This is a genomic window from Chryseobacterium camelliae (assembly GCF_002770595.1).
In the GTDB taxonomy this organism is placed as follows: domain Bacteria; phylum Bacteroidota; class Bacteroidia; order Flavobacteriales; family Weeksellaceae; genus Chryseobacterium; species Chryseobacterium camelliae.
Genome location: NZ_CP022986.1, coordinates 1,132,933 through 1,156,627 on the forward strand (window position 1 = coordinate 1,132,933; position 23,695 = coordinate 1,156,627).

The following is a 23,695-nucleotide window of genomic DNA, read 5'->3' on the forward strand; positions in this document are numbered from 1 at the left end:
CGACATATGCTATACGCTAAATTACCCGTCCGTTTCGCCTGCCTTCTGCTGCTGTCTGCATCACTGTATTCCCACGCGCAGTTGGGGGCGCTGTGGCAGAAAGCCAAAGAAAAAACAGAAAAGGCTGTGGATAAGGTTATTGCTAAAAAAAGCAACAGCCGTACGGTAGAAAAGGGAGAATCCGCTCCTTTTGTCCAGGGAAATATGCCCCTGTTTTCTGAAGATTTTTCAGGGTATGCTGCAGGAGCCACCGTAAGCTCCGTTAAAAGTAACGGACTGGCTTCCGTAACCGGCCTGAAAGAGCATTCCGGAAAATGGATGCCTCTCGAAGACAAAGCCATCTACAAACTGAACAAAGCCATCCCGTATCCGGAACATTTCACCGTTACATTTGACCTCCTGGCAACGGGTGATCAGGTAAAGGATATTGCACCCTTATCCTTCGGGTTCGCTCCCGACAACAGTACGAAAGAATATACCAGCAATTCCGGCGCTTATGTGGAATTACAGTACTATGATACTGATATGGTGAATACCGGAAGCAAAAACCCTGAGAAATATGCCAACAATACATTTGACCTGGAGCCGTATCTCAATACTGTACTGAAGGCAAAACTTGAAGTAAACGGTGAAAGGATGACCGTATATCTGGGCAACAGGAAAATTGCAGACGGGATTTTCTTTGCGCCTTCAGCGGGAAAGAATTTTTACCTATCTGCTCCATGGCAATATGACAACGGAGCAAAGGTATTTGTAAGCAACATCAGAATAGCAGGTTTCAGCTAACAGGAATTAAGGCTGACATCTGATCATGCCGGTACTCATTAAAACCGTATCAGCAATCATTCATGCAACACTCAATCATGATTAAATAATTATCAGATCCGTTTCACTACTTTTGTGAAACGGATTCTTTACCATACCCTATGAATAAGATCTTCCACCTGGCTACAGGATTTTTACTGGTATTATTGAATTACAGCTATGCGCAGACCCCTGGAGCAGACCTAAGGAATGACAATATAGACAGCATCATAACAGGAGAAATGGCCCGCACCGGCATAGCAGGACTGGGTGCCGCCGTGATTGTCGATAAAAAAGTGGTCTGGAAGAAAGGTTATGGCTTTGCAGACCGGGAAAAACACATTCCTTTTTCCCCTTCTACGCTGATGAATATTGCTTCGGTGTCCAAAACCATTACGGGAGCCTGCATTATGAAAGCCGTGGAACACGGGAAAGTTTCGCTGGATGAAGATATCAATATGTATCTGCCGTTTAAAATAGTCAATCCTTATGATCCGGATTCCAAAATTACCCTCCGGCACCTGGCTACCCATACCTCGGGGCTGACTGACCGGTACCCTTTTTATACGGACAGCCTGTATACGAATGGCAGGGATGCGGAACTGCCCTTAGGTGAGTTCCTGAAGAACTATTTCGTTCCGGGCGGGAAATACTACAGCAAAAAAAATTTCCTCAATCATCAGCCGGGCACATACCGGGAATATTCCAATATCGGCGCAGGCCTGGCCGGCTATATCGTAGAACTGCGGACAGGAATGAAGCTGAATCAGTACAGCAGGAAGCATATCTTTAAACCGCTGGGCATGGCGCATACCGGATGGTTCCTTTCAGAAGTTGACCTGAAAAACCATTCTAAGCTTTATTCCAAAGACAGCAATACCGTAAAGCAGATTCCCCTGTACGGCTGCGTCACTTATCCGGACGGCGGGGTACGGACTTCCGTGGATGACTTATCTAATTTTTTCATTTTTCTCCTCCAGAACGGTTCTTATAAGGGGAAACAGCTGTTCAGGGAAAAAGATATAAAGGAAATGCTCAGGTTCCAGTTTACAGGAGACCATATCCCTGAAAATATTAATCCGGACACATTAAATTCAGGAATCTTCTGGGCGACGAAAATGGGAGGAAAACGCATCGGCCACAACGGATCTGATCCCGGTGTACGGACTTTCATGCTTTCTGATCTTAACAGGGAAGTTGCAGTCATTTTATTTTCCAATACTTCACTCAGCGAAAAAGAAGAAGACGTTTTTTTCAATCTTTATGATGTCCTGTATGCCATGGGGCTCAGAATAAAAAACGCCGGACATTCCCAAAAAAACACCCTTAATCATTCTGTTTTAACAGGAAAATCAGTGAATCAATCCAAATAAATAATGATAATTCCAATAGTATCAATCAAGCAAACCATATCCTTTTACCTATGAAATCTATTTTAAAGACATCAGCCATTATTGCATTCCTGATCCTGCAATCCGGCTGCAATCCACAGAAAAACCAGGCTTTTAAACCTTCAGTCATCTACCATTCCGATGATCTGATTATTACCCAGATATCTGAAAACACATTTGAGCATACGTCTTTTTTGCAGACCAATGACTTTGGGAAAGTACCCTGTAACGGGCTGATTGTAAGAAACGGCGCAGAAACCGTTATTTTTGATACCCCGAGCAACGATAAGGATGCTGAAGAACTGATCGGATGGGTCCAGGAGAAGCTTCACTGTTCCATCAATGCTGTTATTCCGACTCATTTCCACAATGACTGCCTTGGAGGCTTGCAGGCATTTCATAACCATAAGATTCCTTCCTATGCCTATGCAAAAACGATTGAGCTGGCTAAGAAAAACCATTATGCAGTTCCGGAACACAGTTTCGCAGATTCACTCAGGTTCAAGGTGGGACAGGAATATGCTACCGCCAGGTTTTTCGGTGAGGGACATACCAGAGACAATGTGGTAGGGTATTTCCCGGAGGAGCATATCATGTTCGGAGGATGCCTGATCAAGGAAATGGATGCCGGCAAAGGATACCTCGGAGATTCCAATACCTCTGAATGGTCGGCTACCGTTGAAAAGGTAAAGAGGCAGTACCCTGACGTAAAAACAGTCATTCCGGGCCATGGGGATTACGGAGACCGGAAGCTGCTTGACTACACAATTGCCCTGTTTAAAAATAAATAAATCTCACTGATACCTGTTCTCATCAATATACCATAAGGCTGCTCTGTTCGGGCAGCCTTATAGTCTTAAAAGGCAAGTTTAAAAAGTAAGCACCACTTTACCGATATGCTTACCGTTCCTGAAGTATTCCATCGCTTCAGTAATATCTTCCACAGAAAAAATCCGGTCAATATAGGGATGCACATTATTGAGACCGAAAGCCCGGATCATGTCTTCAAAAGATTTTTTCGAACCCACCTGTACACCCTGTATAGCCAGGCATTTCTGGATGACCGGAAACGCAGAGATTTCTGTGAACTGACCTCCCAGCAACCCTACTACGGCAATTCTTCCGTTCAGCTTCATGGCTTCTGCAGTTTTGTGCAATTCTGACCAGGACATTTCTATGGCTGCATCCACACCATCCCCATCTGTAAGTTCAAGGACCTGCTGTTGCCATTCCGGATACTTCCGGTAATTGACTGTGATATCTGCACCGAGTTTCCGTGCAATGGCCAGTTTTTCATCAGATCCTGAGGTGATGATTACTTTAGCGCCTATCATTTTCCCGATCTGCAGTGCAAAGACGGAAGCTCCTCCTGTTCCCTGGATCAGCAAGCCCTGTCCCGGCCTGATCTGTATGGTGTTCACAACGGCTTCCCAGGCCACTAGTGCAGCAATGGGCAGCGTTGATGCTTCTGTAAAACTCATGCTGTCTGGAATTTTAACCAAAGCCTGCCCGCTGAGGGAAATGTATTCAGCAAATACACCGTTTACGCCGGTTCCCAGCCTGCTTTTAAGGTATTCAGCTTTAAGCTGACCATCCTGCCAGTCCTGAATAAAATGGGTACAGACCCGGTCACCTACAGCAAAATGTTTTACGGAACTGCCCACCTGTACTACCACGCCAGCGGCATCAGAACCCAGGACATGCGGCAACGGAGTGCCGAATATGCCTTCCGCAACAATAATATCGAGCTGGTTCAGGGAAACAGCATGCACCTTTACCAGTACCTCATGCTCCCCTACTTCGGGAACTGGATTTTCCGTAATGGTTATCCGGTCTAATCCATATCCATTTTCTACTTTAATTGTTCTCATAATATCTTGTTTATTGCCGCAAATTTATTTTATCGGTATATTTGAGTCAAGTATGCACTTTTTGGTATCCTACATACCGAAACTATACTATTGCTGATTATCAATGAGAAAAATTTCGTTATGAAAACAAAATTTGCTGATGAGCCGGTGTGCTCCGTAGACTATGCGTTTAAAAGAATAGGAGGAAAGTACAAGGGAAGGATCATCTATTACCTTCATCTTAAAAACGTGATGCGCTATGGTGAACTGCGCAGGATCCTCACCGATGTCACCCCGAAGATGCTGACCCAAACATTGCGCGAACTGGAAAATGACCTGCTGGTCACCCGTAAAGTCTACCATGAGGTCCCGCCTAAAGTAGAATATGCGCTAACCGATACTGGCCGAGAACTGATTCCATTCATTGAGCACCTTAAACAATGGGGCGACCGGCAGATCGAAAAGGAAAAAATGAATGGAATTTCATGTCAATAGCTTAATAGTATCTAAAATTCACAATACTGATTTTTAGCACGTTAATAATAATCCATATAGGTTTAACTTAAAATTTGGTTCATACTGTTGATCAAATTCAAATTTATTTATATATTTACATAACTGATTATATAATTAATTATTTTAAAATGGAATTTTTTAATAAAACGGGTAAAATGGCCCTGGGAAGCAGGTTACGCTTACTGACGGCAAAGGTTACGGAAGATTCTTCCAAGATTTATGAGCTTTATCAAGTTGCATTTTCTCCTAAATGGTTTCCCGTATTTTTCATTCTCTCTGAAGAAGGGTCGAAAACCATTACGGAAATAGCAGAATTAATCGGGCACTCACAGCCTTCCGTAACCCAGATCATTAAAGAAATGACCAAAGCAGGACTGGTTGAAAACAACCTTCTTTCTACAGACAAACGACGGAATGTTGCCGGACTTACTGATGAGGGAAAAGAAATTGCCCAACGGATGATCGAAGGACAATGTGCAGATATAGAAGCAGCGATCAGTCAAATTGAACAGGAAACAACCCACAATCTTTGGGAAGCCATTGCAGAATGGGAACACCTGCTGGAACATAAACCGTTGTACAAAAGAGTGCAGGAACAGAAAAAGATCCGCGAAAGCAGGGATGTTGAGATCATACCGTACTCCAAACAGTACCAGAATGCATTCAGATCGCTGAACGAAGAATGGATATCTACTTATTTTGAAATGGAAGAGGCAGATTATAAGGCTCTGGATCACCCGGAAGAGTATATTCTGGACAAGGGAGGGAAAATATTTGTCGCTCTTTATCAGGATGATCCGGTAGGTGTCTGTGCCCTGATTAAGATGGATGATCCTGAATATGATTTTGAAATGGCTAAAATGGCCGTTTCACCCAAAGCCCAGGGCAAAAACATAGGTTATCTTCTTGGGAAAAAAGTCATAGACGAGGCTAGGGCATCGGGAGCCTCAAAGATCTACCTGGAAAGCAATACCATCCTGAAGCCCGCTATCAGCTTATACTATAAACTGGGATTCCAGAAGATTTCCGGGAGACCGACGCCTTATCAGCGCTGTAATATTCAGATGGAGCTGAAGCTGAAGGATTAAGGATTATATGTAGAAGGATAGAATTGCTCGAGCAAACGGCTATTAATTAATTCCTGACAGACATTGTAGCGCCGTCAGTCCGAGCGTTCTTAGCGAAGCGGAGAAAAATGTATCGAGGACCAGTGAGTAACAAACAAAACCGTGATCCTTTTCAACAAGTTCTCGATACGCTACACTTCGTTTCGCACCCGAACGCACGACGACGGAAATAGATCCCTGACGAACGTTGCGGCCCCGTCAGTCCGAGTGTTCTTCTTAGCGAAGCGGAGAAAAATGTATCGAGGACCAGTGAATAACAAATAAAAGCATGATCCTTTTCAACAAGTTCTCGATACGCTACACTTCGTTTCGCACCCGAACGCACGACGACGGAAATAGATCCCTGACGAACGTTGCGGCCCCGTCAGTCCGAGTGTTCTTCTTAGCGAAGCGGAGAAAAATGTATCGAGGACCAGTGAGTAACAAACAAAAGCGTGATCCTTTTCAACAAGTTCTCGATACCCTACACTTTGTTTCGCACTCGAATGCACGACGACGAAAATAGATCCCTGACAACATTGCAGCGCCGTCAGTCCGAGTGTTTTTCGCAGCGAAGCGGAGAAAAATGTATCGAGGACCAGTGAGTAACAGACAAATCAGAATCTTTTAGCTGGTTTTTGACACACAACACTTCGTTCCGCACTTGAACAGGAAGGTTTTCCGTTTTGTTTAATAAGAATAAATGTAAACTGAAAACCACGGATGCAATATTATACTTTCTGTACCGGTAAGGTAAACCAAAATGTACTTCCTGCTCCCAGCTCACTATTGACCCCTATCTCCCCGCGGTGCTTCTTAATGATTTCGGCACTGATATACAGCCCGAGTCCAAGTCCGGAATACTGTACGCCTGAATAATCCGCCCGGTAATACCGGTCAAAAATATACGGAATCTTATCGGCAGGAATCCCAGGCCCGAAATCTTTTACGGATACTTGTACCTTACCCTCTGTTTTTTCTACGGATATATGGATTTCACGCTGGTCGGGAGCATATTTAACGGCGTTGTTCACAAAGTTCACCACTACCTGTTCAATACGGGCTTCATCGGCTTCAATGAATATGTCTTTGCTGCCCTGCAAAATCAAACGGTACTTTTCCCTCATGCGGATATGACTACAGCAGGTTTCGAGCATTTCATAGAGGTTGAAGGATTTATAATTGAGATGCAGCTGGCCTTCTTTGGTGCGGGTGGTATTAAGCAGGTCATCAATAAGCCCGGTAATTTTCGTGACGCTGGTGTTTGCATGATCAATCAGCTTGATGACCATCGGATGCTGCATATTATCACGGTAACGGTTTAAAAGCTGTAATGAGCCTTTAAGGGTGGTAATCGGTGTTTTGAGTTCATGGCTGGCAATGCTCAAAAAGTCATCTTTGCGCTGCTCTTCCAGCTTTTTCCGGGTAATGTCCTGTACGGTACCTGAAAAATTGGCTTTGGTAAAAATATCGCCATGATAGAGCTTGCCGGTTGAGCGTACCCAACGGATGTCCCCGTCCCGGTATCCTTTAATTGAGTACTCCATGTCTATATTGCCGCCGGTTGTTAAAGCTTCATGCAGTTCACGGGTAACAGTCTCCCTGAATTCCGGGGTGATTTGTTCAAGGGCAGCTTCAAGAGGCATCTCTTCATCAGAATAAAATCCGAATATCTCTTTCAGCCTTTCTGAAGCCGTAAGGACATTGCTTTCTGCGTCAATAAACCAGGTGCCCAGTTCGGACGATTCTATGGCCAGCCGAAGCTTGGCCTCTGCCTCTTCAACAATTTTCCTTGACCGTACTTTTTCAGTGACATCCAGTACGGTAGCGAGCACGGCAATGATGCTCCCACTGAGATCCGTCATGGGCTGATAGAAATAATCCACATACACTACCCTGTCCTCCCCGGTTACCTTGTTTTTAAATATGACTTTCTGCTCACGTTTCTGAAGCATGGATCCTTTTTCAAGGACTTCTTTCCAGAGTGAAGGGAACACCTGGTTTTTAAGTTCCGGGAATACTTCCAGCATAGGCCTGTTCAGCACTTCCTCTTTGGTACGGTTCCAAAATTTGAGCAATGCCTGATTGACGGTAGAAACGATATGTTCAGAACCTGTTAAGACTACTACCGGTGCATGGAGGTTGCTCAGGATATCGGTAAGCCGGTTTTCGCTGGCTTTTAAATCCAGGTTGGATGCCAGCAGGAGTTCCTGTGATTTGTTCAGCTCTTCGTTGATGGCAAGGAGCTCTTCATTCAGCAGCTGTATTTTATTTCTTGATAATACCTGCTCCGTAACAATACTTGCCGTAATCATGATCCCGTTAACCTTTTCCGAATCATCCCTTAAAGACTTATAAACGAAGTTAAAATAGACTTCTTCAATCTTCCCCTGCTGTTCCAGGAGGGCCTTCATCTCATTGCCATAATAGGCTTCTCCGGAAGCATATACATTATCGAGAATCTGAAGGAATTCCTGCCCAATAAGTTCCGGGACGGCTATATGCAGAGGCAAACCTATGATATCTTCCGACTTGCCCCAGGCTTTAAGCACTTCCTTATTCGCTGATTCTATAATCAGTTCCCTGCCCTGAAAAACAGCAATGGCAACTGGTGCATCGGACAAGAGATAACGCAGGCGGCTTTCTGAGTGTGAAAGTGCTTCAGTCCGCATGGCGACACGGGTTTCCAGTTCCTGATTTAAAGCATTGAGGCTTTCCTGGGTGATATAGAGTTCCTCATTGGTAGCGTGAAGTTCTTCATTGGCTGCCGCAAGCTCCTCATTCATGGCCTGTTCCCTTTCCAGAAGCTCCTCACGTTCCCTGGCCACCTGAAGTTCTTTCTGATCCAGGACTTCCCGGGTAACATCTTTTGCCGTATGGTAAATAGCATATACAGTTCCCTGTGCATCTTTAACGGCAATATAGGAATAGTCAAAATAATACAGCTGAAGCTTCCCATCCACGATCAATTCTGCTGCAATGGCTTTTCCGATATTATCCACTCCGGTATTCCATACTTCCTGCAGCATGCCTACGAAGGGCTGATTGGAAATTTCAGGCAATGCTTCGGACAGGGTGAGCCCGACTACAGATCCGGATTTACCCCAGGCAGCCAACATGGCGGGATTAGCCAGTTCGATACGTATTTCCTCACCCGTGTAGACGGCCACCGGATGTTCGGCATGCAGGCAGAGAATGTTTAATAGGTCTGTGTTTTCCAGTCTGGTAGGACGATACATAATTGGGTGCGGGAAGTTCGTTAATGGTGAATCTGAACGTCGATTCTGCTGATAAGGTCATCAATATCGAACGGCTTAGAGATAAAGTCATCTGCTGAACAGAGACCTTTCATACGTTCCATGTTGGCATTGGCAGTCATAATGATCACGGGAATATGTTTCGAGGCTTCATTATTTTTAAGGGTATTGCATACTTCAATTCCGTTGCCATCCGGCAACATGACATCAAGCAGGAACAAATCGGGACCGGTTTCCGGATGTCCGGTCATAAATTCAGAAACCGTCGGAAACCCATGTACATTATAATCCTGCTCCAAAACCATTTGGATGAGCTCCAGGATTTCTTCACTGTCCTCCAGGACACAAATATTCTTATTCATTCATTAATCAGTAAGCTCAGGTACATGATCAGCATTTCCTGTACCTTAAATTTTCCCGTGTACATAACACAAACCCTATGTGAATCAGTATCATTGCCTTATTGCAGCATAATTAAATCCATATGCATTGATAACCGGTTTGATTAGAAGCAAAATTTATTCCATATGATTAAAAATCAAGGATATTTTAATGGATTTTTAACAAAGCTGACAGATCTTTTTTAAAGCATTACGCAGGAACCTGAAACCTTATTTCTAATCAGTTGCCGTTTTATATAAGATTAATTTCATCCCTTGTTGCGACCAGCTTTCTGGCATTGAATCTTATTTCATATTATTTTAAAACTGATTCCCCATTAAAATCATATGCTGAACAAGAATATTTTAATACCTTCAAAATAAAAAACTGATTTTCAGGTTATGAAATAAGAATTGATATTTCATTACACCAACCTTATGAACTGTAAACTTATTATGTATTGTATATGAGCCGGTTACCAATCCCGATATTTACTGATGTAAAACTGATTCCAGGCGTTATGATGTTTACCGCGGGAGGTAAGCTGTTTATTACCAGGAAATTAATATATCACTAAAGGTGCAATGCAACACATACGATCATCAAGATAGGTCTGTGCAATATTAAAAAAAAGTATTATTTTTGCTTAAGTACAGGATTATTTCCATACTCTTTCACCCATCATTTTGAGCCTATTCCATATTTATAGAATATTAAAAATCAATCACATGAGAAAAATAATTTTACTCTTCCTATTTATCCTAAGTATTCCCGTTTTCTCTCAGATTAAAGTACTGAAAAATGAAAGCCTTGTAGAAATCGGTAAAGATAATTCTGTGGGCCTTTATAAAAAAGGAGATAAATTCACGGTTAATTATCAGGATCTGAATACGGCCAACCTGAATACATTCAGGTCTTTTTCTTTCCAGAACATCAACGGCGATGTATCGGGGCTGTATAAAATGATCACCGACGGGTTTATTGATACCCCTGACGGAAATATTGTACTGGAGATGCCGAACGATATTATTGAGCTGCATTATGAAAAAAATTACGGGCAGCCTACTGTTCAGATTATTCAGTTCATTAATAAAAACAGGAAGTACATGGGTAAATCCCAGTTCCTGAATAAGAAACAGATCGATAAAATATTCGGGAGATCGAACGGCAAATTTACACTTTACGATAAACCTGCATCCGTCAATGGTACTGCCGGACAGAAACAGGCAGTGAATCCTATGCCTGCATCATCCCCTGCCCCTGCCAACAGCGGAAAAGATAGAAAATCCAAAAAATAATCTTAATCTGATGATATCGCTTAACTCATTCTTCGTGAATGAGTTTTTTTATTTTATTTTTGCAAAAAGATCTTTATCCATTATGAGCCTTCAAATACAACACCTGACCAAAAAATTCGGAGAACAGACTGCTCTCAGCGACGTCAACATCTCTATCGGAAACAATGAAATTATCGGGCTTTTAGGTCCTAACGGTGCAGGAAAATCCACTCTGATGAAATCTATCGTAGGTGCCCTGAAAATAGATGAAGGTGAAATCATATTCAATGGTAAAAATATTGCCGAGCATGAAACCGAAAGTAAAAAAAGCATCGGGTTCCTTCCGGAAAACAATCCGCTGTACCTGGAAATGTATGTTAAGGAATACCTTCAGTTTATTGCCAATATCCATCAGCTTCCAGAAAACAGGATTGAAGAAGTGATTGAACTGGTAGGCATCACGCCGGAAAGGTCAAAAAAGATCGGCCAGCTTTCAAAAGGATACAAACAGAGGGTTGGCCTCGCACAGGCCATCATCCATCAGCCTGACCTGCTGATCCTGGACGAACCGACCAATGGTCTTGACCCGAATCAGATCATTGAGATCCGTAACGTTATCCGTGAGATAGGAAAAGAAAAGACGGTGTTGCTTTCCACACACATCATGCAGGAAGTGGAAGCCCTGTGTTCCCGTGTCATCCTGATCCACAAGGGACATATCCTCCAGGACTGTCCGATCGGTGAATTCAAAGGAAGGTTCGAAAGCTTGGAAGAAGCCTTTACCAGCTATACCCGGAACGCAGCCGCCAACTAATGGCTTTATATTTGATCGGAATAACCATAACAACCCATCAAATACACCACCATGATCAAAACAGTTTTGGCAGTAATCTGCCTGACAGCAGTCTCTTCAGTATCATATGCGAATATCTCTGTGACTGAAGCCGTTCAAAGCGAATACACACAGAAAGTACCGAAAACGGTCATCATCAAAACCAAAAAGTTCAAGATCAGGATTGACCAGCAGCCCAACGGACAATACCTGTATCAGTCGTGGCCCGTTAACGGCAGGCTTACCTCAAAGCCGAGCATGATCATCAGCAATGGTGAAATGATTCTGGACGGGAGCGGCGGCAATTATTATTACGAATTTCAGAACGAAGGTTATACCTATCAGGTCTGGAGGAATTACCTGACCGATTCTGCAAAAAAGGCTCCTTACACCCTGAAGGTTACAGATCCTGAAGGCCAGGTGGTAGCCAGTGATAGTGGTTATATTGTTAAGAATTAATATGCTCCGGTTCCTATTGAACCGGAGTTTTTTCTGGAATTTCTGATGATGGCAGAGCTGTAAAAAACCTGCTTGTCACGAAACTTTCCCCCGCTGCCTGATAACCGATGTTGAAGATCTGCTCCAGGCGTTCCTTTCTTCTTTCAAATGTACCGTATGTAGACAGTTCCTGTGAGGAAATAAACCAGTCGCAATGGTCAAATTTAATTTTCTCAACCCGGTAGGACAGCAGGTCATAGGATCTTGAAACAATCGATTTTATAGATTTCAGATCATCGATTTTAATATCGTGGGGAGGGGAAACAAAGACTCCGATCAGCCTGTCACATTCTGCCCGGATGATATCAGCGGGAAAATTATTCAGGACGCCGCCGTCACAGTACATTTCATCATCAATGATATAGGGGGTGGTAATCCCAGGAATGGAACAGGAGGCAATAATAGCATCCACTACCCTGAAGTCCTTACTGAATACCGTTTCTGTTCCTTTTATAAGTTCTGTAGCAACGATCCTTACTTCCTTATTCAGGTCTCCCAGCTTCATATCCCCGAAAATCGGGTTCAGGTAATTCCTGAAAATCACCGATGAGACCAGTCCCGGCTGGTTGAATGCAAAATGTTTCCAGTTGAAGAAGTAAACGGATTTGAAAAATTCAAGAATCTCTTCCGGGGTCTTGCCTACCGCATACAGGCAGCCCACAATAGAACCGGCACTGCAGCAGGAAAGGATATCTATTTCAATGTTTTTCTCACGTAAGAATTTCAGGACTCCTGCGTGAGCAATCCCCTTGGTTCCCCCGCCGGATAAAACAAGTCCGGTTTTTTCAAAATTCATTGGATAAATGTAAGAAAACATCCCTGAATACAGGATTTAAGGTTTCTAAATTTATGTTAAATGTTTTTGAATCCTCTGTAACGTTTCAGAGAAATAGAGATAAGAACTTATGAAGAAAAATCTTATCCTGTTTGATACTCACCGGTCCTCGATACATTTTTCTCCGCGTTGCTGCGAAAAAAAACTCGAACGGACGGAGCCGCAGTGTTTGTCAGGAATAGGTTTCCGTCGCCGTCCGTTCGAGTGCGCAACGCAGTGAAGCGTATCGAGAACTTGTTGAAAAAGAATCACACTTTAGTTTATTAATCACCAGTTCTCGATACATTTTCTCCGCTTTGCTGCGAAAAAAACTCGAACGGACGGGGCCGCAATGTTTGTCAGGGATAGGTTTCCGTCGCCGTCCGTTCGAGTGCGCAACGCAGTGAAGCGTATCGAGAACTTGTTGAAAAAGGATCACACTTTAGTTTATTAATCACCGGTTCTCGATACATTTTTCTCCGCCTTGCTGCGAAAAAAACTCGAACTGACGGGGCCGCAATGTTTGTCAGGGTTAGATTTCCGTTGTCGTCTGTTCGAGTGCGCAACGCAGTGAATCGTATCGAGAACTTTTTGAAAAAGGATCACACTTTAGTTTATTAATCACCGGTTCTCGATACATTTTTCTCCGCTTCGAAAAAAACTCGAACGGACGGGGCCGCAATGTTTGTCAGGGATAGGTTTCCGTCGCCGTCCGTTCGAGTGCGCAACGCAGTGAAGCGTATCGAGAACTTGTTGAAAAAGGATCACACTTTAGTTTATTAATCACCGGTTCTCGATACATTTTTCTCCGCCTTGCTGCGAAAAAAACTCGAACTGACGGGGCCGCAATGTTTGTCAGGGATAGATTTCCGTTGTCGTCTGTTCGAGTGCGCAACGCAGTGAATCGTATCGAGAACTTTTTGAAAAAGGATCACACTTTAGTTTATTAATCACCGGTTCTCGATACATTTTTCTCCGCGTTGCTGCGAAAAAAAACTCGAACGGACGGGGCCGCAATGTTTGTCAGGGATAGATTTCCGTTGTCGTCTGTTCGAGTGCGCAACGCAGTGAATCGTATCGAGAACTTTTTGAAAAAGGATCACACTTTAGTTTATTAATCACCGGTTCTCGATACATTTTTCTCCGCGTTGCTGCGAAAAAAAACTCGAACGGACGGGGCCGCAATGTTTGTCAGGGATAGATTTTCGTTGTCGTCTGTTCGAGTGCGCAACGCAGTGAATCGTATCGAGAACTTGTTGAAAAAGGATCACACTTTAGTTTATTAATCACCGGTTCTCGATACATTTTTCTCCGCCTTGCTGCGAAAAAAAACTCGAACTGACGGGGCCGCAATGTTTGTCAGGGATAGATTTCCGTTGTCGTCTGTTCGATTTCTATGACATATGCAAACGATTTTCATACACTGAATTATTTTTAATAATGGCGTAAACCCGGTGTATTATTTTGTTTCTGATTGCATTTAATACGGACATCTTATTTTTTCCCTCCAGGACTTTTCTCTGATAGTATACAGCAAGATCGTTTTTTAGTCTTATAGAGCTTAAAGCTGCCAGATGTAAAATCTTTTTTAAATCCTTATCAGCCATGGTAGAGACTCTGGGTTTGTAGTAAATGGATGATCCCGAGCGGTGTTCAAAGGGAACCACACCTGAATAACATGCCATTTTCCTGGCTGATTGTATTTCAGTAAAGCCATTGGTCTTAACAAGTAACAGGCTGGCCAATACCTTTCCAACTCCGGGAATAGTCTGGATCCTTTCATATTGATCCTTTAATATTTCGTTACATTCAATAATTTCTACGATCTTCTTCTCAATAGATTTAATCTGCTTATCGATCAATAAGATCATTTCCTGATTCAATTTCAGGATGTCCTGATCTGTGTGATGCTTCAGGAATTCCAGATCCTTCATCTGTCTTGATAAGCCTGATCGTATCTTTACCCTATGCCTGCGTTCTGCATTAAGCAGGCTGAGCTTTTGGATATCCGGTGATTTGCAGACCCAGGGTGCCAGGTCCATGTAGTTTTTCTCAATAAAAAGACAGATTCTCTGACTGTCGATTTTATCATTTTTACCTCTTAAAAGTCCGATGCTTTTCTTGAGATGAAGGGGGTTGATAACATATACCAAAAGCTTCATACGGCTGAGCACCTCATAAAGCTCAAAGTTATACCGTCCTGTATTTTCCATAGCCACAATGGTATCCGCATTATCCGCATAGCGCTTTAAAAATCTTTTGATATCCTTAGAGCTGTTATTGATCTGGCAATGTTCTGTCACCGCATTTTTACGGATACAAATATCCAGGGTTGATTTACTGATGTCAATTCCAATAAAAACTTTTTCCATACATTTGTTTTAATCAATTAAAGAGAAATTTATCATGAACTCAACTCCTTAATAATGGGTTTTAATCCCGAATTTCTATCTGAGTTTTTGATAAAAGAGTGCTTAAGTCTGAATCGAACGATGAGTTGTACTCTGAGTAGGGCAATAGTTTACTTAAGCACTTTTCTCTTATTCTAAAATATTACTTTTTTCTTTATACAAATCTAAAGGAGTACGCAACGCAGTGAATCGTATCGAGAACTTTTTGAAAAAGGATCACACTTTAGTTTATTAATCACCGGTTCTCGATACATTTTTCTCCGCTTTGCTGCGAAAAAAACTCGAACTGACGGAGTAGAAATTATTGTTATATGATTGGTTTATTGACAGTTTATCATAAAAAAGGCCCGGAAAATCCGGGCTTTGCTATATAGAATAATTAATATTGATGTGAATACTTAGATATGAATCACCTCACCGTAAGCAGCAGCGGCAGCTTCCATAATCGCTTCGGAAACGGTCGGGTGCGGGTGGATAGACTTGATGATCTCATGTCCTGTGGTTTCCAGTTTCCTGGCGACTACAGCTTCTGCAACCATATCGGTAACGCCGTCACCGATCATGTGGCAACCTAACCACTCTCCGTATTTGGCATCGAAAATTACTTTGATGAAACCATCGGTATTTCCGTTGGCTGTTGCTTTTCCGCTGGCAGAAAGAGGGAACTTCCCTACTTTGATTTCATATCCTTTTTCTTTAGCCTGTTTTTCAGTAAGGCCTACGGAAGCTACTTCCGGATGGCAATATGTACATCCTGGGATGTTGCCATAGTCGATTTTCTCTACATGCATTCCCTTGATCTTCTCCACACAGGTGATTCCTTCTGCGGAAGCAACGTGTGCCAGAGCCTGGGTAGGGATGATATCCCCGATGGCATAATATCCCGGTACGGAAGTTTCATACCATTCGTTCACCAATACCCTTCCTTTATCTGTCTGGATGCCCACTTCTTCAAGGCCGATATTCTCAATGTTCGCAGCAATTCCTACCGCAGACAATAAGATATCCGCTTCAAGAGTGATGTTGCCTTTAGCTGTTTTCACAGTAGCCTTAACTCCTTCTCCGCTGGTATCGACACTTTCTACAGATGCATTGGTCATAATCTCGATTCCGGTCTTCTTAAGGGATTTCTCCAGATGTTTAGAGATTTCCTCATCTTCCACAGGAACGATGTTCGGCATGAATTCAACGACGGTCACTTTTGTCCCCATCGTGTTATAGAAATCGGCAAACTCAACCCCAATCGCTCCGGAACCTACTACGATCATAGATTTCGGTTGTTCAGGTAAAGACAATGCCTGTCTGTATCCGATTACTTTTTTACCATCCTGAGGCAGGTTCGGCAATTCTCTGGAACGGGCTCCTGTAGCGATGATGATATGGGTCCCGGTATATTCCGTTACTTTACCTTCCTGATCGGTTACAGAAACTTTTTTGCCCTTCTGAACTTTCGCTGTTCCCAGAATGACATCGATTTTATTTTTTTTCATCAGGAATTCAATCCCTTTGCTCATTTTGTTCGCTACGCCACGGCTTCTCTGAATAACATTCGGGAATTCAAAGCTTCCTTCTACTTTATTCAGTCCGTAATCTTCAGCATGGTTGATATAATGAAATACCTGAGCAGATTTCAGCAAAGCTTTAGTAGGAATACATCCCCAGTTCAGGCAGATCCCTCCAAGGTTTTCTTTTTCGATGATCGCAGTCTTGAAACCCAGCTGTGCCGCTCTGATTGCTGTAACGTATCCACCAGGACCACTTCCGATGACAATAATATCGTAGTTCATTAGTATAAAATTTTTATGCGAATTTAAGGAAAAAATATCGGATAAGAAATGAAAAAGCAACCGGTAAAGGCTGCTTCTGTGATTTTGAATTTATTTTTTGCTGTAGGAGACCCTCCATACGATTCCGCTTACATCGTCTGCTACCAGTAACGATCCGTCAGCAAGCTGCAGGACACCTACAGGACGCCCGTACACATCGCCTTTTTCCTTATCCGCTATAAAGCCTGTTAAAAACGGCTCATAAGATCCGGAAGCCTTTCCATTGGCAAACGGCACAAATGCAACCTGATAACCGGCCAGTGAAGATCGGTTCCACGAGCCATGCTGCCCAATGAATGCCCCATTTTTATACTTCTGCGGAAACCGGGTTCCTGTATAAAAATCCAGTCCCAGCGATGCGGTATGGGAGCCCAGTGGCACGTCGGGAACAATGGTCTTGGCTACCAGATCAGGTCTCTCTCCTTTTCTTCTCGGGTCTTCATGATTCCCGAAATAAGCATACGGCCAGCCATAAAATGCCCCTTTCTTAACACTGGTCAGGTAATCCGGAACGAGTTCGTCGCCCAGCTCATCCCTTTCGTTCACTACGGTCCACAATGCTCCTGTTACTGGGTTCCAGCTCATTCCTACCGGATTCCTGAGTCCTGATGCAAAGATTACTTCCCCGCTTCCGTCAGGATTTATTTCCAGTATATTGGCTCTCCGTACTTCATTTTCCATTCCGTTTTCGCCCACATTACTTCCTGAGCCAACCGAAACATAGATTTTCGACTGGTCTTTATTGGCAATTAAATTTCGTGTCCAGTGATTGTTATAGCCTCCGGCCGGAAGGTTCAGGATTTTCTTTCCCGGCTGGGATATTTTCAGTTCGCCCTGCTGGTAAGGATACATCCAAAGGCCGTCTGTATTGGCAACATAGAATTTATTCTTGATGACCAGCATCCCGTAAGGCTGGTTCAGATTGTCCAGGAAAACGGAAGACGTTTCCGGAATACCGTCTTTATCAGCATCCCTGTAAACCAATATCCTGTTGGCCGATTTACCGCCCACTTCCGCACCGCTTTTTCCGCTGATGTCATTTTTAACTTTCTCTGTAGCAGACCGTTCAGAATTGGACAACACCACAAAGACATCCCCGTTCGGTCCCTGAATCATGTTCCGCGGACTTTTGATATTTTCCGCAAAGCGGGTAACCGTAAAGCCTTCAGGAGCCGTCGGAGTTTTTCCTGCCGGCCATCCGATCACATTGCTGAATTTATTTTTGGCTCCTTTTTCATCCGGCGCCGGAAGTTTCAAGGTATCGGTCTGGGTAGCCACTTCACTTTTGGATGTGGTATCCTGCTTTTTCTGGTCTTTGCAGCCAGCCAGCAGAACCATAACAGAAGGTAGAAGGTATTTTTTCATAGGTATAAGTAATTTTTAATCGGTGGATAGAATATTCCTTATCTCTGTTACAAAAACCATTCCCTGTTTTGGAAAGAAAGAAATACGGTAGCGTGATCAGCCAAAAGGTAGAAATTGACCCATTTAGCCATTCACCCTTTGCTTTTCGCGCGGCCTCCGGCCGCGCGAAAAGCAAAGGAATTCAAAATGACTCATTCATATCACTGTATAACCGCATGCACAATATTCTTCCTGTTCCAGGTATACGAGACATGAATGGTACCGTCTGAAGCCTGGATCACGGAAGGATAAGAATATTCATCACCGTCTTTACCATTTTCCAGCACCAGGACATCTTTCCATTGCTGACCGTCCTTAGAAATGGCCACATTGAGCTTCGTGCGTCCTTCCCACCAGTTTTTCCCGCTGATTTCAGGATTATATACAATAAGCAGCCAGTTATTTTTCAGCCGGATGGCATCAGTCCCTGAATTAGGATTGGCAAGGCTGGTTTCCTTCCAAAGCGTCCACTGCCTTCCGTGGTCATAGGAAAATGAGGTCATGACTTTGTTCTGCTGGCTACGGGCGAGAAGCTGAAGTGTGCCGTTCCTGTATTCAATAATGCTGGGCTGGATGACCTGCACGTCTTTCTGGTTGTAGTTAACGGGAATAATTTTCCAGGTCTTTCCGTGGTCAGTGCTCCATTCGAGATGAACCTTCCAGTCCTTTTCGGTAAATTCTTTGCTGGAAGGTGATACAAGATCTCCGTTCCTAAGCATCAGCGGACGGTTCTTTACCGGTCCTATCAGGCCTTTCAGTCCCTGAGCTTCCGACCAGGTTTTTCCGTTATCAGCCGAGGTGTTGAGCCAGCCGCTCCACGCCCTTGGATTGGGTCCTGCTTTATAAAACAAAAGTACCGAATCCGTTTTGGGAAGGGTATACAGTACAGGATTCCATGTTGGATAGGTCGTGTTCCCTGATACTTTTCCGTCGGCAACAGCTTCGGGAACAGACCAGCTCTGATGATTCCATCCGGACAGCCAGATTTTTACTGAAGGGGCTCCCTCATGGTCACCTCCGAACCATGAACAGAGGATGTTCCCGTCTTTTGTTTCCGTTAATGTGGAAGCATGGCACTGGCGAAATCCCGCCGTGTTTTCCGTAAATATTTTTTCCCTGGAAATCAAGACAGGCTGATAGCCTGTACAGGAAGCCAACAGAAGAAGAAAATATATTGAAATCCAGGGTTTCATCAGTGGACGGTTATGTTCTGCTTCAGAGGCAGGTTTTTCGACGAGTTGCCCACCATAATCCTGTAGGTTCCTTTTTCCACCGTCCACTTCATCTTTTCATCAAGGAACTGCAGCTGCTGTACGGGAACCTCGATCATTACCTGTTTGGATTCTCCCGGTTGTAAATGGACTTTCTGAAAGCCTTTCAGCTCAATAACCGGCCGGGAAACCGAAGCCAGGAGGTCTTTAACATACAGCTGGACAACTTCGCTGCCTGCTTTTGACCCCGTATTTTTTACCGTTACCTGTGCCTGTATGGTGTCAGCCGGAGCATATTCTGACCGGTTAAGCTTCAGGCCAGAGATCTCAAATGTGGTATAGCTTAATCCGAAACCGAACGGATACAATGGCTCGCCGCTCAGGTCATAATAATCGTTTCCTCTTCCGGTAGGATGGTGGTTGTAGCTCAGCGGAAGCTGTCCTTCCTCAACCGGGAAGGTTAACGGAAGCTTGCCCGAAGGATTTTCTACTCCGAAAAGTATTTTAGCAACGGCATTCCCTCCTTCTTCACCGGGATACCAGACATCTAAAATAGCCCCTGCCTTATCTTTCCAGGAAGTTGTCTTAATGGCTGAACCTCCTACCAATACCACGGTTACCGGCTTGTTCAGCTTGGAAACTTCGCTGATGAATGCTTCCTGGTTACCAGGCAGGCTCAGTGACGACCTGTCCTGGAATTCTCCTTCGTGAATGCCTGCCGCTATGATGATGTAGTCAGCATTCTGAGCCATCTTCACGGCATCACTAAAATCTTTCTGATAGTTTTTAAGCCCGTAATTCCAGACCAGTTCTATATTGGCTTCACCCCGGTCTTCCCGGAACTCAACCTTCAGATCGTACTTTTGGCCTTTTACGAACTCAACTTCAACGGTTTTGGTGGAATAGCTCAGCTTTTCCCATTGATCGATCATCAGCGTTCCGTTCAGGTACATCCTGAAACCATCATTTCCACGAAGGCCTATGTGGTATTTCCCCGTTTCCGGTGCTTCCAGCTGCCCTTTCCAGCGGACACTGTATTGGTCGGGCTGAAGCTTTTCAGGATTCGGTGAATACAAAGTCCATTTAAAATCCAGCTGCTGGTCCAGCCTTTCAAAAGCAGGGCTGCCGCTCAGATCCGTATCCGAGAAATAACTTCCTTTCAATCCTTTCAGGGTATTAACGGATAAGAATTTTGCCGGAACGGTAGTCAGGTTTTTTACATCCCAGTCAATTCCTCTGGAATAATCGATTATAATATTTTTGTCTGCCGTAAATTTTTTAATTCCTTCCAGGATGCTTGTTTTCCCATTTCCGGGACCGGAGTATCCGCCCAGCCTTGCGTCTGCGGCATCAGTACCGACGACTAAAATATGTTTAACCGTTTCCGGAACCGGAAGGGTATGGTTGTTATTCTGTAGCAGGACAAATGATTCTAAGGCGGCTTTTTCAGCAACAGGCTTGTGGTTCAGCAGTTTCAGCTGCCTGATATCTTTACCGGAAACATACGGGTTTTCAAACAGTCCCAGTTCGAATTTGGCTCTCAGCACGCGGGAAACGGCATCATCAATGCGTTCCCGGCTGATCCTTCCGTCCAGAAACGGCGGAATAAAAAGTTTGTAGTGCTGGTATTCGGTCTGGAAAATCACATCCAGTCCTGCATTGATGGCCTGTGCAGAGGCATCATCATAATCTTTGGCCGTAAAATGCAGGACATTGGCCCCGCCTACAGCGCTTGCATCGCTGATGACAAATCCTTTAAAGTTCCATTCCTTTTTCAGTTTTTCGGTCAGCAGCCACTCATTTGCCGTGGAAGGCCTTCCATCCAGCAGGTTATAAGAAGTCATCACCGAACGGCTTCCTCCCTGGATAAATGCCTCATGAAAAGGAACCAAATGGGTTTCTTTCAGGTACCTGCGGCTCCAGTGGATCGGGTAAGAATCCCTTCCGCCCTCACCTACATTGGCTAAAAAGTGCTTTGGCGTGGTAATGATCCCGGCCTGTTCAAAAGGAGTGACAAAACTTACGCCCATCACCGAAGTGAGGAATGGATCTTCGCCATAGGTCTCTTCCGTCCTTCCCCAACGGACATCACTCGCTAAGTTCACCACCGGTGTCAGGATCTGGCGGATCCCTCTCAGCCGGGATTCCCGGGCAATGGCCGAAGCGACTTCTTTCATCAGCTCCGGATTAAAGGAGGCAGAAAGTCCGATTGCCTGCGGAAAAGCCGTAGCTCCTTCCCTGACCAGCCCGTGCAAAGCCTCATCAAACGGGATGACAGGAATGCCCAGCCTTGATTTTTCAACAAAGTATTTCTGGATCGCATTGATTTTCGCAGCCAGGCGTTCCGCCTTCTCATCGGCATTGTATTTCAGCATCTGCCCGGCAGCCCCTCCACCGCTATTGGCAGCGCTGACCTGCAATCCGAAAATGCCGTGGCTGTACTGGCCTTCAGGAACACGGTCCAGGTCTCCGGGAATCATAAAACACTGCCAGAACTTCTCCTCCGGTGTCATCCGGCTCAACAAGTCTCTGACCCGGACTTCCACCGGCTGTTTCGGGTCTTTGTATAAAGGTTTCTGTGCCTGGATCAGCACAGCCTGAAACAGGATTAAAATTGCTGTTGTCCTGAAACGGTACCTCCTCATAATTCTGTCATTTGAATTACGGTTGAATAGGTAAGTTTTGCGCTTTTAGGAATCATGACTTCCACCGTATTGCCGGATTGTTTCCACTGGATTTTTGAGGAAGTTCCCAATACATTTAGTTTTTTGGGCCTGTATTGTTCAGGAAGGGTAAAGCTGATGGTTGAGGGAGCTTTATAATCTGAAGATTCACTGATATGGAAGACATTCACTGTTTTTCCGTCTTTGCTCCGGGTAAAATATATCTGCCCCTCATGGTATGGTGCAATACTTCTGGTGCCGAATACTGCCGATCCGTTGACGTCCATCCATGCGGCAATTTCCTTCAGCCTTTCATAGACCACAGAATCATAGTCTCCGTTAGGACCGGGAGCAATATTCATCAGGTAGTTGCCTCCCCTGGAAATGATCTTAATAAGGGTTTCAATGATTTTCTGCGAGGATTTATAACGGTCGTTTGGGACATAGGAAAATGAATCACCCATGGTGATGCAGCTTTCCCATGGAATAGAAAGAGCGTTTTCGGGAACTGCCTGTTCAGGCGTCACATAATTTTCCCATTTTCCGGGCACGGTCCGGTCCACGATGATGATTCCCGGCTGGTTCCTGCGTGCCATGGTCCCGATTTTATCCATATCAATGTCCTGCTCTACTTTGATGGTCCGCTGCCATTCCACTTTGGGATCTATGGTATTGAAAGGTCGTACCCAGCCTCCATCCAGCCACAGGATATCTACTTTTCCGTATTTTGAAGTGATCTCATTCAGCTGATTGAAGGTAAATTTTTTGAAGCTTTCCCAACGTTCGGGATATTTTTTAGGGTCGTAATTCACATTTCGGTCCTTAGGCGGGAAATAGGGCCACCAGTAATTATCGGAATGCCAGTCGGGTTTGGAAAAGTAAGCCCCGATCTTAAATCCGTCCGCCCTGAATGTATTGAAGATTTCTTTGGTCACATCCGCTTTCGGGTTTTTGGAAAACGGGGTTTTCGGGGACGTGATCTTATAATCGGATTCCTGGGTATCAAACATGGCAAAACCGTCATGGTGCTTGGTAGTAAATACCACATATTTCATTCCTGCCTTCTTCGCTGCCTCTGCCCATTTCTTCGGGTTGAACTGAACGGGATTGAAGGTCGTCTGGAGATTTTCGTAATTTGTGACATAATCGTTATAGGTTGCGCCATGTTCCGGCTTGCGCTGCGTCCAGGATTCATCTTCCGGGCACAGGCTCCAGCTTTCAACGATGCCCCACTGGCTGTAGGTCCCCCAATGCATGAACAGTCCGAACTTCAGGTCCTGCCACTCTTCCAGATTCTGCACCACCAACGGATCATCCGGCTCCCGATACCCTTCAGACACATTATGCGCCTGCGAAAAAAGAGTTGTAGAGCCCATCAACAAAGAAAAAAACAAAGCTGCAGTTTTGCACTTCCGGATCATACAGTATACTTTCCGCTAAAGTAATCATCCTGC

At 44.3% G+C, this 23,695-nt stretch carries 18 protein-coding genes; 8 read left to right on the plus strand and 10 right to left on the minus strand.

All coding sequences use genetic code 11. The annotated features are described in order from the left end of the window. Window positions 1–6 precede the first annotated feature (6 nt). From CGB83_RS05105 to bla, 3 genes are all read left to right on the plus strand, one after another. Entirely contained in the window at window positions 7–786 is a 780-nt protein-coding gene (locus tag CGB83_RS05105) for a hypothetical protein (RefSeq protein WP_157761345.1), read from the plus strand. A 140-nt stretch (window positions 787–926) separates the two neighbouring features. Next, window positions 927–2,177, plus strand: coding sequence for a serine hydrolase domain-containing protein (locus CGB83_RS05110; RefSeq protein WP_100074836.1), 1,251 nt, complete (start codon window positions 927–929; stop codon window positions 2,175–2,177). A gap of 50 nt (window positions 2,178–2,227) precedes the next feature. Further along, complete coding sequence (gene bla / locus CGB83_RS05115) at window positions 2,228–2,986, plus strand: subclass B1 metallo-beta-lactamase (RefSeq protein ID WP_100074837.1); 759 nt, start codon at window positions 2,228–2,230, stop codon at window positions 2,984–2,986. Between the two features lie 78 nt (window positions 2,987–3,064). Here the strand turns inward: bla and CGB83_RS05120 are convergent, their stop codons facing one another. Further along, window positions 3,065–4,066: a zinc-dependent alcohol dehydrogenase family protein gene (locus tag CGB83_RS05120; protein ID WP_100074838.1), complete on the minus strand. Its 1,002-nt coding sequence runs from the start codon at window positions 4,064–4,066 to the stop codon at window positions 3,065–3,067. A 120-nt stretch (window positions 4,067–4,186) separates the two neighbouring features. Here CGB83_RS05120 and CGB83_RS05125 point away from each other — a divergent pair, with 120 nt between their 5' ends. Beyond that, window positions 4,187–4,540, plus strand: coding sequence for a winged helix-turn-helix transcriptional regulator (locus CGB83_RS05125; protein ID WP_100077501.1), 354 nt, complete (start codon window positions 4,187–4,189; stop codon window positions 4,538–4,540). Between the two features lie 149 nt (window positions 4,541–4,689). Then, the gene (locus tag CGB83_RS05130; protein ID WP_100074839.1) at window positions 4,690–5,649 is read left to right on the plus strand and encodes a bifunctional helix-turn-helix transcriptional regulator/GNAT family N-acetyltransferase; all 960 of its coding nucleotides are present in this window, start codon (window positions 4,690–4,692) and stop codon (window positions 5,647–5,649) included. Between the two features lie 749 nt (window positions 5,650–6,398). Here the strand turns inward: CGB83_RS05130 and CGB83_RS05135 are convergent. Next, window positions 6,399–8,906, minus strand: coding sequence for a PAS domain-containing sensor histidine kinase (locus CGB83_RS05135; protein ID WP_100074840.1), 2,508 nt, complete (start codon window positions 8,904–8,906; stop codon window positions 6,399–6,401). A gap of 20 nt (window positions 8,907–8,926) precedes the next feature. Next, complete coding sequence (locus CGB83_RS05140) at window positions 8,927–9,286, minus strand: response regulator (RefSeq protein ID WP_100074841.1); 360 nt, start codon at window positions 9,284–9,286, stop codon at window positions 8,927–8,929. A 747-nt stretch (window positions 9,287–10,033) separates the two neighbouring features. On the opposite strand from CGB83_RS05140, the gene CGB83_RS05145 reads away from it, so the two are divergent. The 3 genes from CGB83_RS05145 (at window position 10,034) to CGB83_RS05155 (ending at window position 11,873) form a co-directional block, all read left to right on the plus strand. Continuing rightward, window positions 10,034–10,603, plus strand: coding sequence for a hypothetical protein (locus CGB83_RS05145; protein WP_100074842.1), 570 nt, complete (start codon window positions 10,034–10,036; stop codon window positions 10,601–10,603). Between the two features lie 82 nt (window positions 10,604–10,685). Then, window positions 10,686–11,396, plus strand: a complete 711-nt coding sequence (locus CGB83_RS05150) for an ABC transporter ATP-binding protein (RefSeq protein WP_100074843.1) — start codon at window positions 10,686–10,688, stop codon at window positions 11,394–11,396. A 51-nt stretch (window positions 11,397–11,447) separates the two neighbouring features. After that, window positions 11,448–11,873: a hypothetical protein gene (locus CGB83_RS05155; protein ID WP_100074844.1), complete on the plus strand. Its 426-nt coding sequence runs from the start codon at window positions 11,448–11,450 to the stop codon at window positions 11,871–11,873. Between the two features lie 13 nt (window positions 11,874–11,886). Here the strand turns inward: CGB83_RS05155 and CGB83_RS05160 are convergent, their stop codons facing one another. The 7 genes from CGB83_RS05160 to CGB83_RS05190 all read right to left on the minus strand — a co-directional run bounded on the left by CGB83_RS05160 (window position 11,887) and on the right by CGB83_RS05190 (window position 23,662). Further along, window positions 11,887–12,708 (minus strand): patatin-like phospholipase family protein, encoded by an 822-nt coding sequence (locus CGB83_RS05160; RefSeq protein WP_100074845.1) that lies wholly within the window; start codon window positions 12,706–12,708, stop codon window positions 11,887–11,889. A gap of 1,412 nt (window positions 12,709–14,120) precedes the next feature. Next, window positions 14,121–15,098, minus strand: a complete 978-nt coding sequence (locus CGB83_RS05165; protein ID WP_100074846.1) for an IS110 family RNA-guided transposase — start codon at window positions 15,096–15,098, stop codon at window positions 14,121–14,123. A gap of 437 nt (window positions 15,099–15,535) precedes the next feature. Further along, a complete protein-coding gene (lpdA, locus tag CGB83_RS05170) occupies window positions 15,536–16,924 on the minus strand; it encodes a dihydrolipoyl dehydrogenase (RefSeq protein WP_100074847.1) in 1,389 nt (462 codons plus the stop codon). A 90-nt stretch (window positions 16,925–17,014) separates the two neighbouring features. After that, window positions 17,015–18,328 carry a PQQ-dependent sugar dehydrogenase gene (locus CGB83_RS05175; RefSeq protein WP_100074848.1) on the minus strand — a complete coding sequence of 438 codons (1,314 nt, stop codon included), beginning with the start codon at window positions 18,326–18,328 and terminating at the stop codon, window positions 17,015–17,017. A gap of 200 nt (window positions 18,329–18,528) precedes the next feature. Beyond that, window positions 18,529–19,560 carry a sialidase family protein gene (locus CGB83_RS05180; RefSeq protein WP_100074849.1) on the minus strand — a complete coding sequence of 344 codons (1,032 nt, stop codon included), beginning with the start codon at window positions 19,558–19,560 and terminating at the stop codon, window positions 18,529–18,531. Next, window positions 19,560–22,223 (minus strand): beta-glucosidase, encoded by a 2,664-nt coding sequence (locus CGB83_RS05185; protein WP_100074850.1) that lies wholly within the window; start codon window positions 22,221–22,223, stop codon window positions 19,560–19,562. The genes CGB83_RS05180 and CGB83_RS05185 overlap by 1 nt, the downstream gene beginning before the upstream one ends. Then, on the minus strand, window positions 22,220–23,662 hold the full coding sequence (locus CGB83_RS05190) for an alpha-L-fucosidase (protein ID WP_100074851.1): 1,443 nt from the start codon (window positions 23,660–23,662) through the stop codon (window positions 22,220–22,222). The genes CGB83_RS05185 and CGB83_RS05190 overlap by 4 nt, the downstream gene beginning before the upstream one ends. Between the last annotated feature and the right edge of the window lie 33 nt (window positions 23,663–23,695).

What these genes read in the sequence shown, in the direction of transcription:
- CGB83_RS05190 (WP_100074851.1), bottom strand. Translation starts at nt 23,662, where the DNA reads ATGATCCGGAAGTGCAAAACTGCAGCTTTGTTTTTTTCTTTGTTGATG.
- CGB83_RS05130 (WP_100074839.1), top strand. Translation starts at nt 4,690, where the DNA reads ATGGAATTTTTTAATAAAACGGGTAAAATGGCCCTGGGAAGCAGGTTA.
- CGB83_RS05140 (WP_100074841.1), bottom strand. Translation starts at nt 9,286, where the DNA reads ATGAATAAGAATATTTGTGTCCTGGAGGACAGTGAAGAAATCCTGGAG.
- CGB83_RS05120 (WP_100074838.1), bottom strand. Translation starts at nt 4,066, where the DNA reads ATGAGAACAATTAAAGTAGAAAATGGATATGGATTAGACCGGATAACC.
- CGB83_RS05105 (WP_157761345.1), top strand. Translation starts at nt 7, where the DNA reads ATGCTATACGCTAAATTACCCGTCCGTTTCGCCTGCCTTCTGCTGCTG.
- CGB83_RS05150 (WP_100074843.1), top strand. Translation starts at nt 10,686, where the DNA reads ATGAGCCTTCAAATACAACACCTGACCAAAAAATTCGGAGAACAGACT.
- CGB83_RS05160 (WP_100074845.1), bottom strand. Translation starts at nt 12,708, where the DNA reads ATGAATTTTGAAAAAACCGGACTTGTTTTATCCGGCGGGGGAACCAAG.
- CGB83_RS05125 (WP_100077501.1), top strand. Translation starts at nt 4,187, where the DNA reads ATGAAAACAAAATTTGCTGATGAGCCGGTGTGCTCCGTAGACTATGCG.
- lpdA (WP_100074847.1), bottom strand. Translation starts at nt 16,924, where the DNA reads ATGAACTACGATATTATTGTCATCGGAAGTGGTCCTGGTGGATACGTT.
- CGB83_RS05135 (WP_100074840.1), bottom strand. Translation starts at nt 8,906, where the DNA reads ATGTATCGTCCTACCAGACTGGAAAACACAGACCTATTAAACATTCTC.
- CGB83_RS05180 (WP_100074849.1), bottom strand. Translation starts at nt 19,560, where the DNA reads ATGAAACCCTGGATTTCAATATATTTTCTTCTTCTGTTGGCTTCCTGT.
- CGB83_RS05165 (WP_100074846.1), bottom strand. Translation starts at nt 15,098, where the DNA reads ATGGAAAAAGTTTTTATTGGAATTGACATCAGTAAATCAACCCTGGAT.
- CGB83_RS05155 (WP_100074844.1), top strand. Translation starts at nt 11,448, where the DNA reads ATGATCAAAACAGTTTTGGCAGTAATCTGCCTGACAGCAGTCTCTTCA.
- CGB83_RS05175 (WP_100074848.1), bottom strand. Translation starts at nt 18,328, where the DNA reads ATGAAAAAATACCTTCTACCTTCTGTTATGGTTCTGCTGGCTGGCTGC.
- CGB83_RS05110 (WP_100074836.1), top strand. Translation starts at nt 927, where the DNA reads ATGAATAAGATCTTCCACCTGGCTACAGGATTTTTACTGGTATTATTG.
- CGB83_RS05145 (WP_100074842.1), top strand. Translation starts at nt 10,034, where the DNA reads ATGAGAAAAATAATTTTACTCTTCCTATTTATCCTAAGTATTCCCGTT.
- bla (WP_100074837.1), top strand. Translation starts at nt 2,228, where the DNA reads ATGAAATCTATTTTAAAGACATCAGCCATTATTGCATTCCTGATCCTG.
- CGB83_RS05185 (WP_100074850.1), bottom strand. Translation starts at nt 22,223, where the DNA reads ATGAGGAGGTACCGTTTCAGGACAACAGCAATTTTAATCCTGTTTCAG.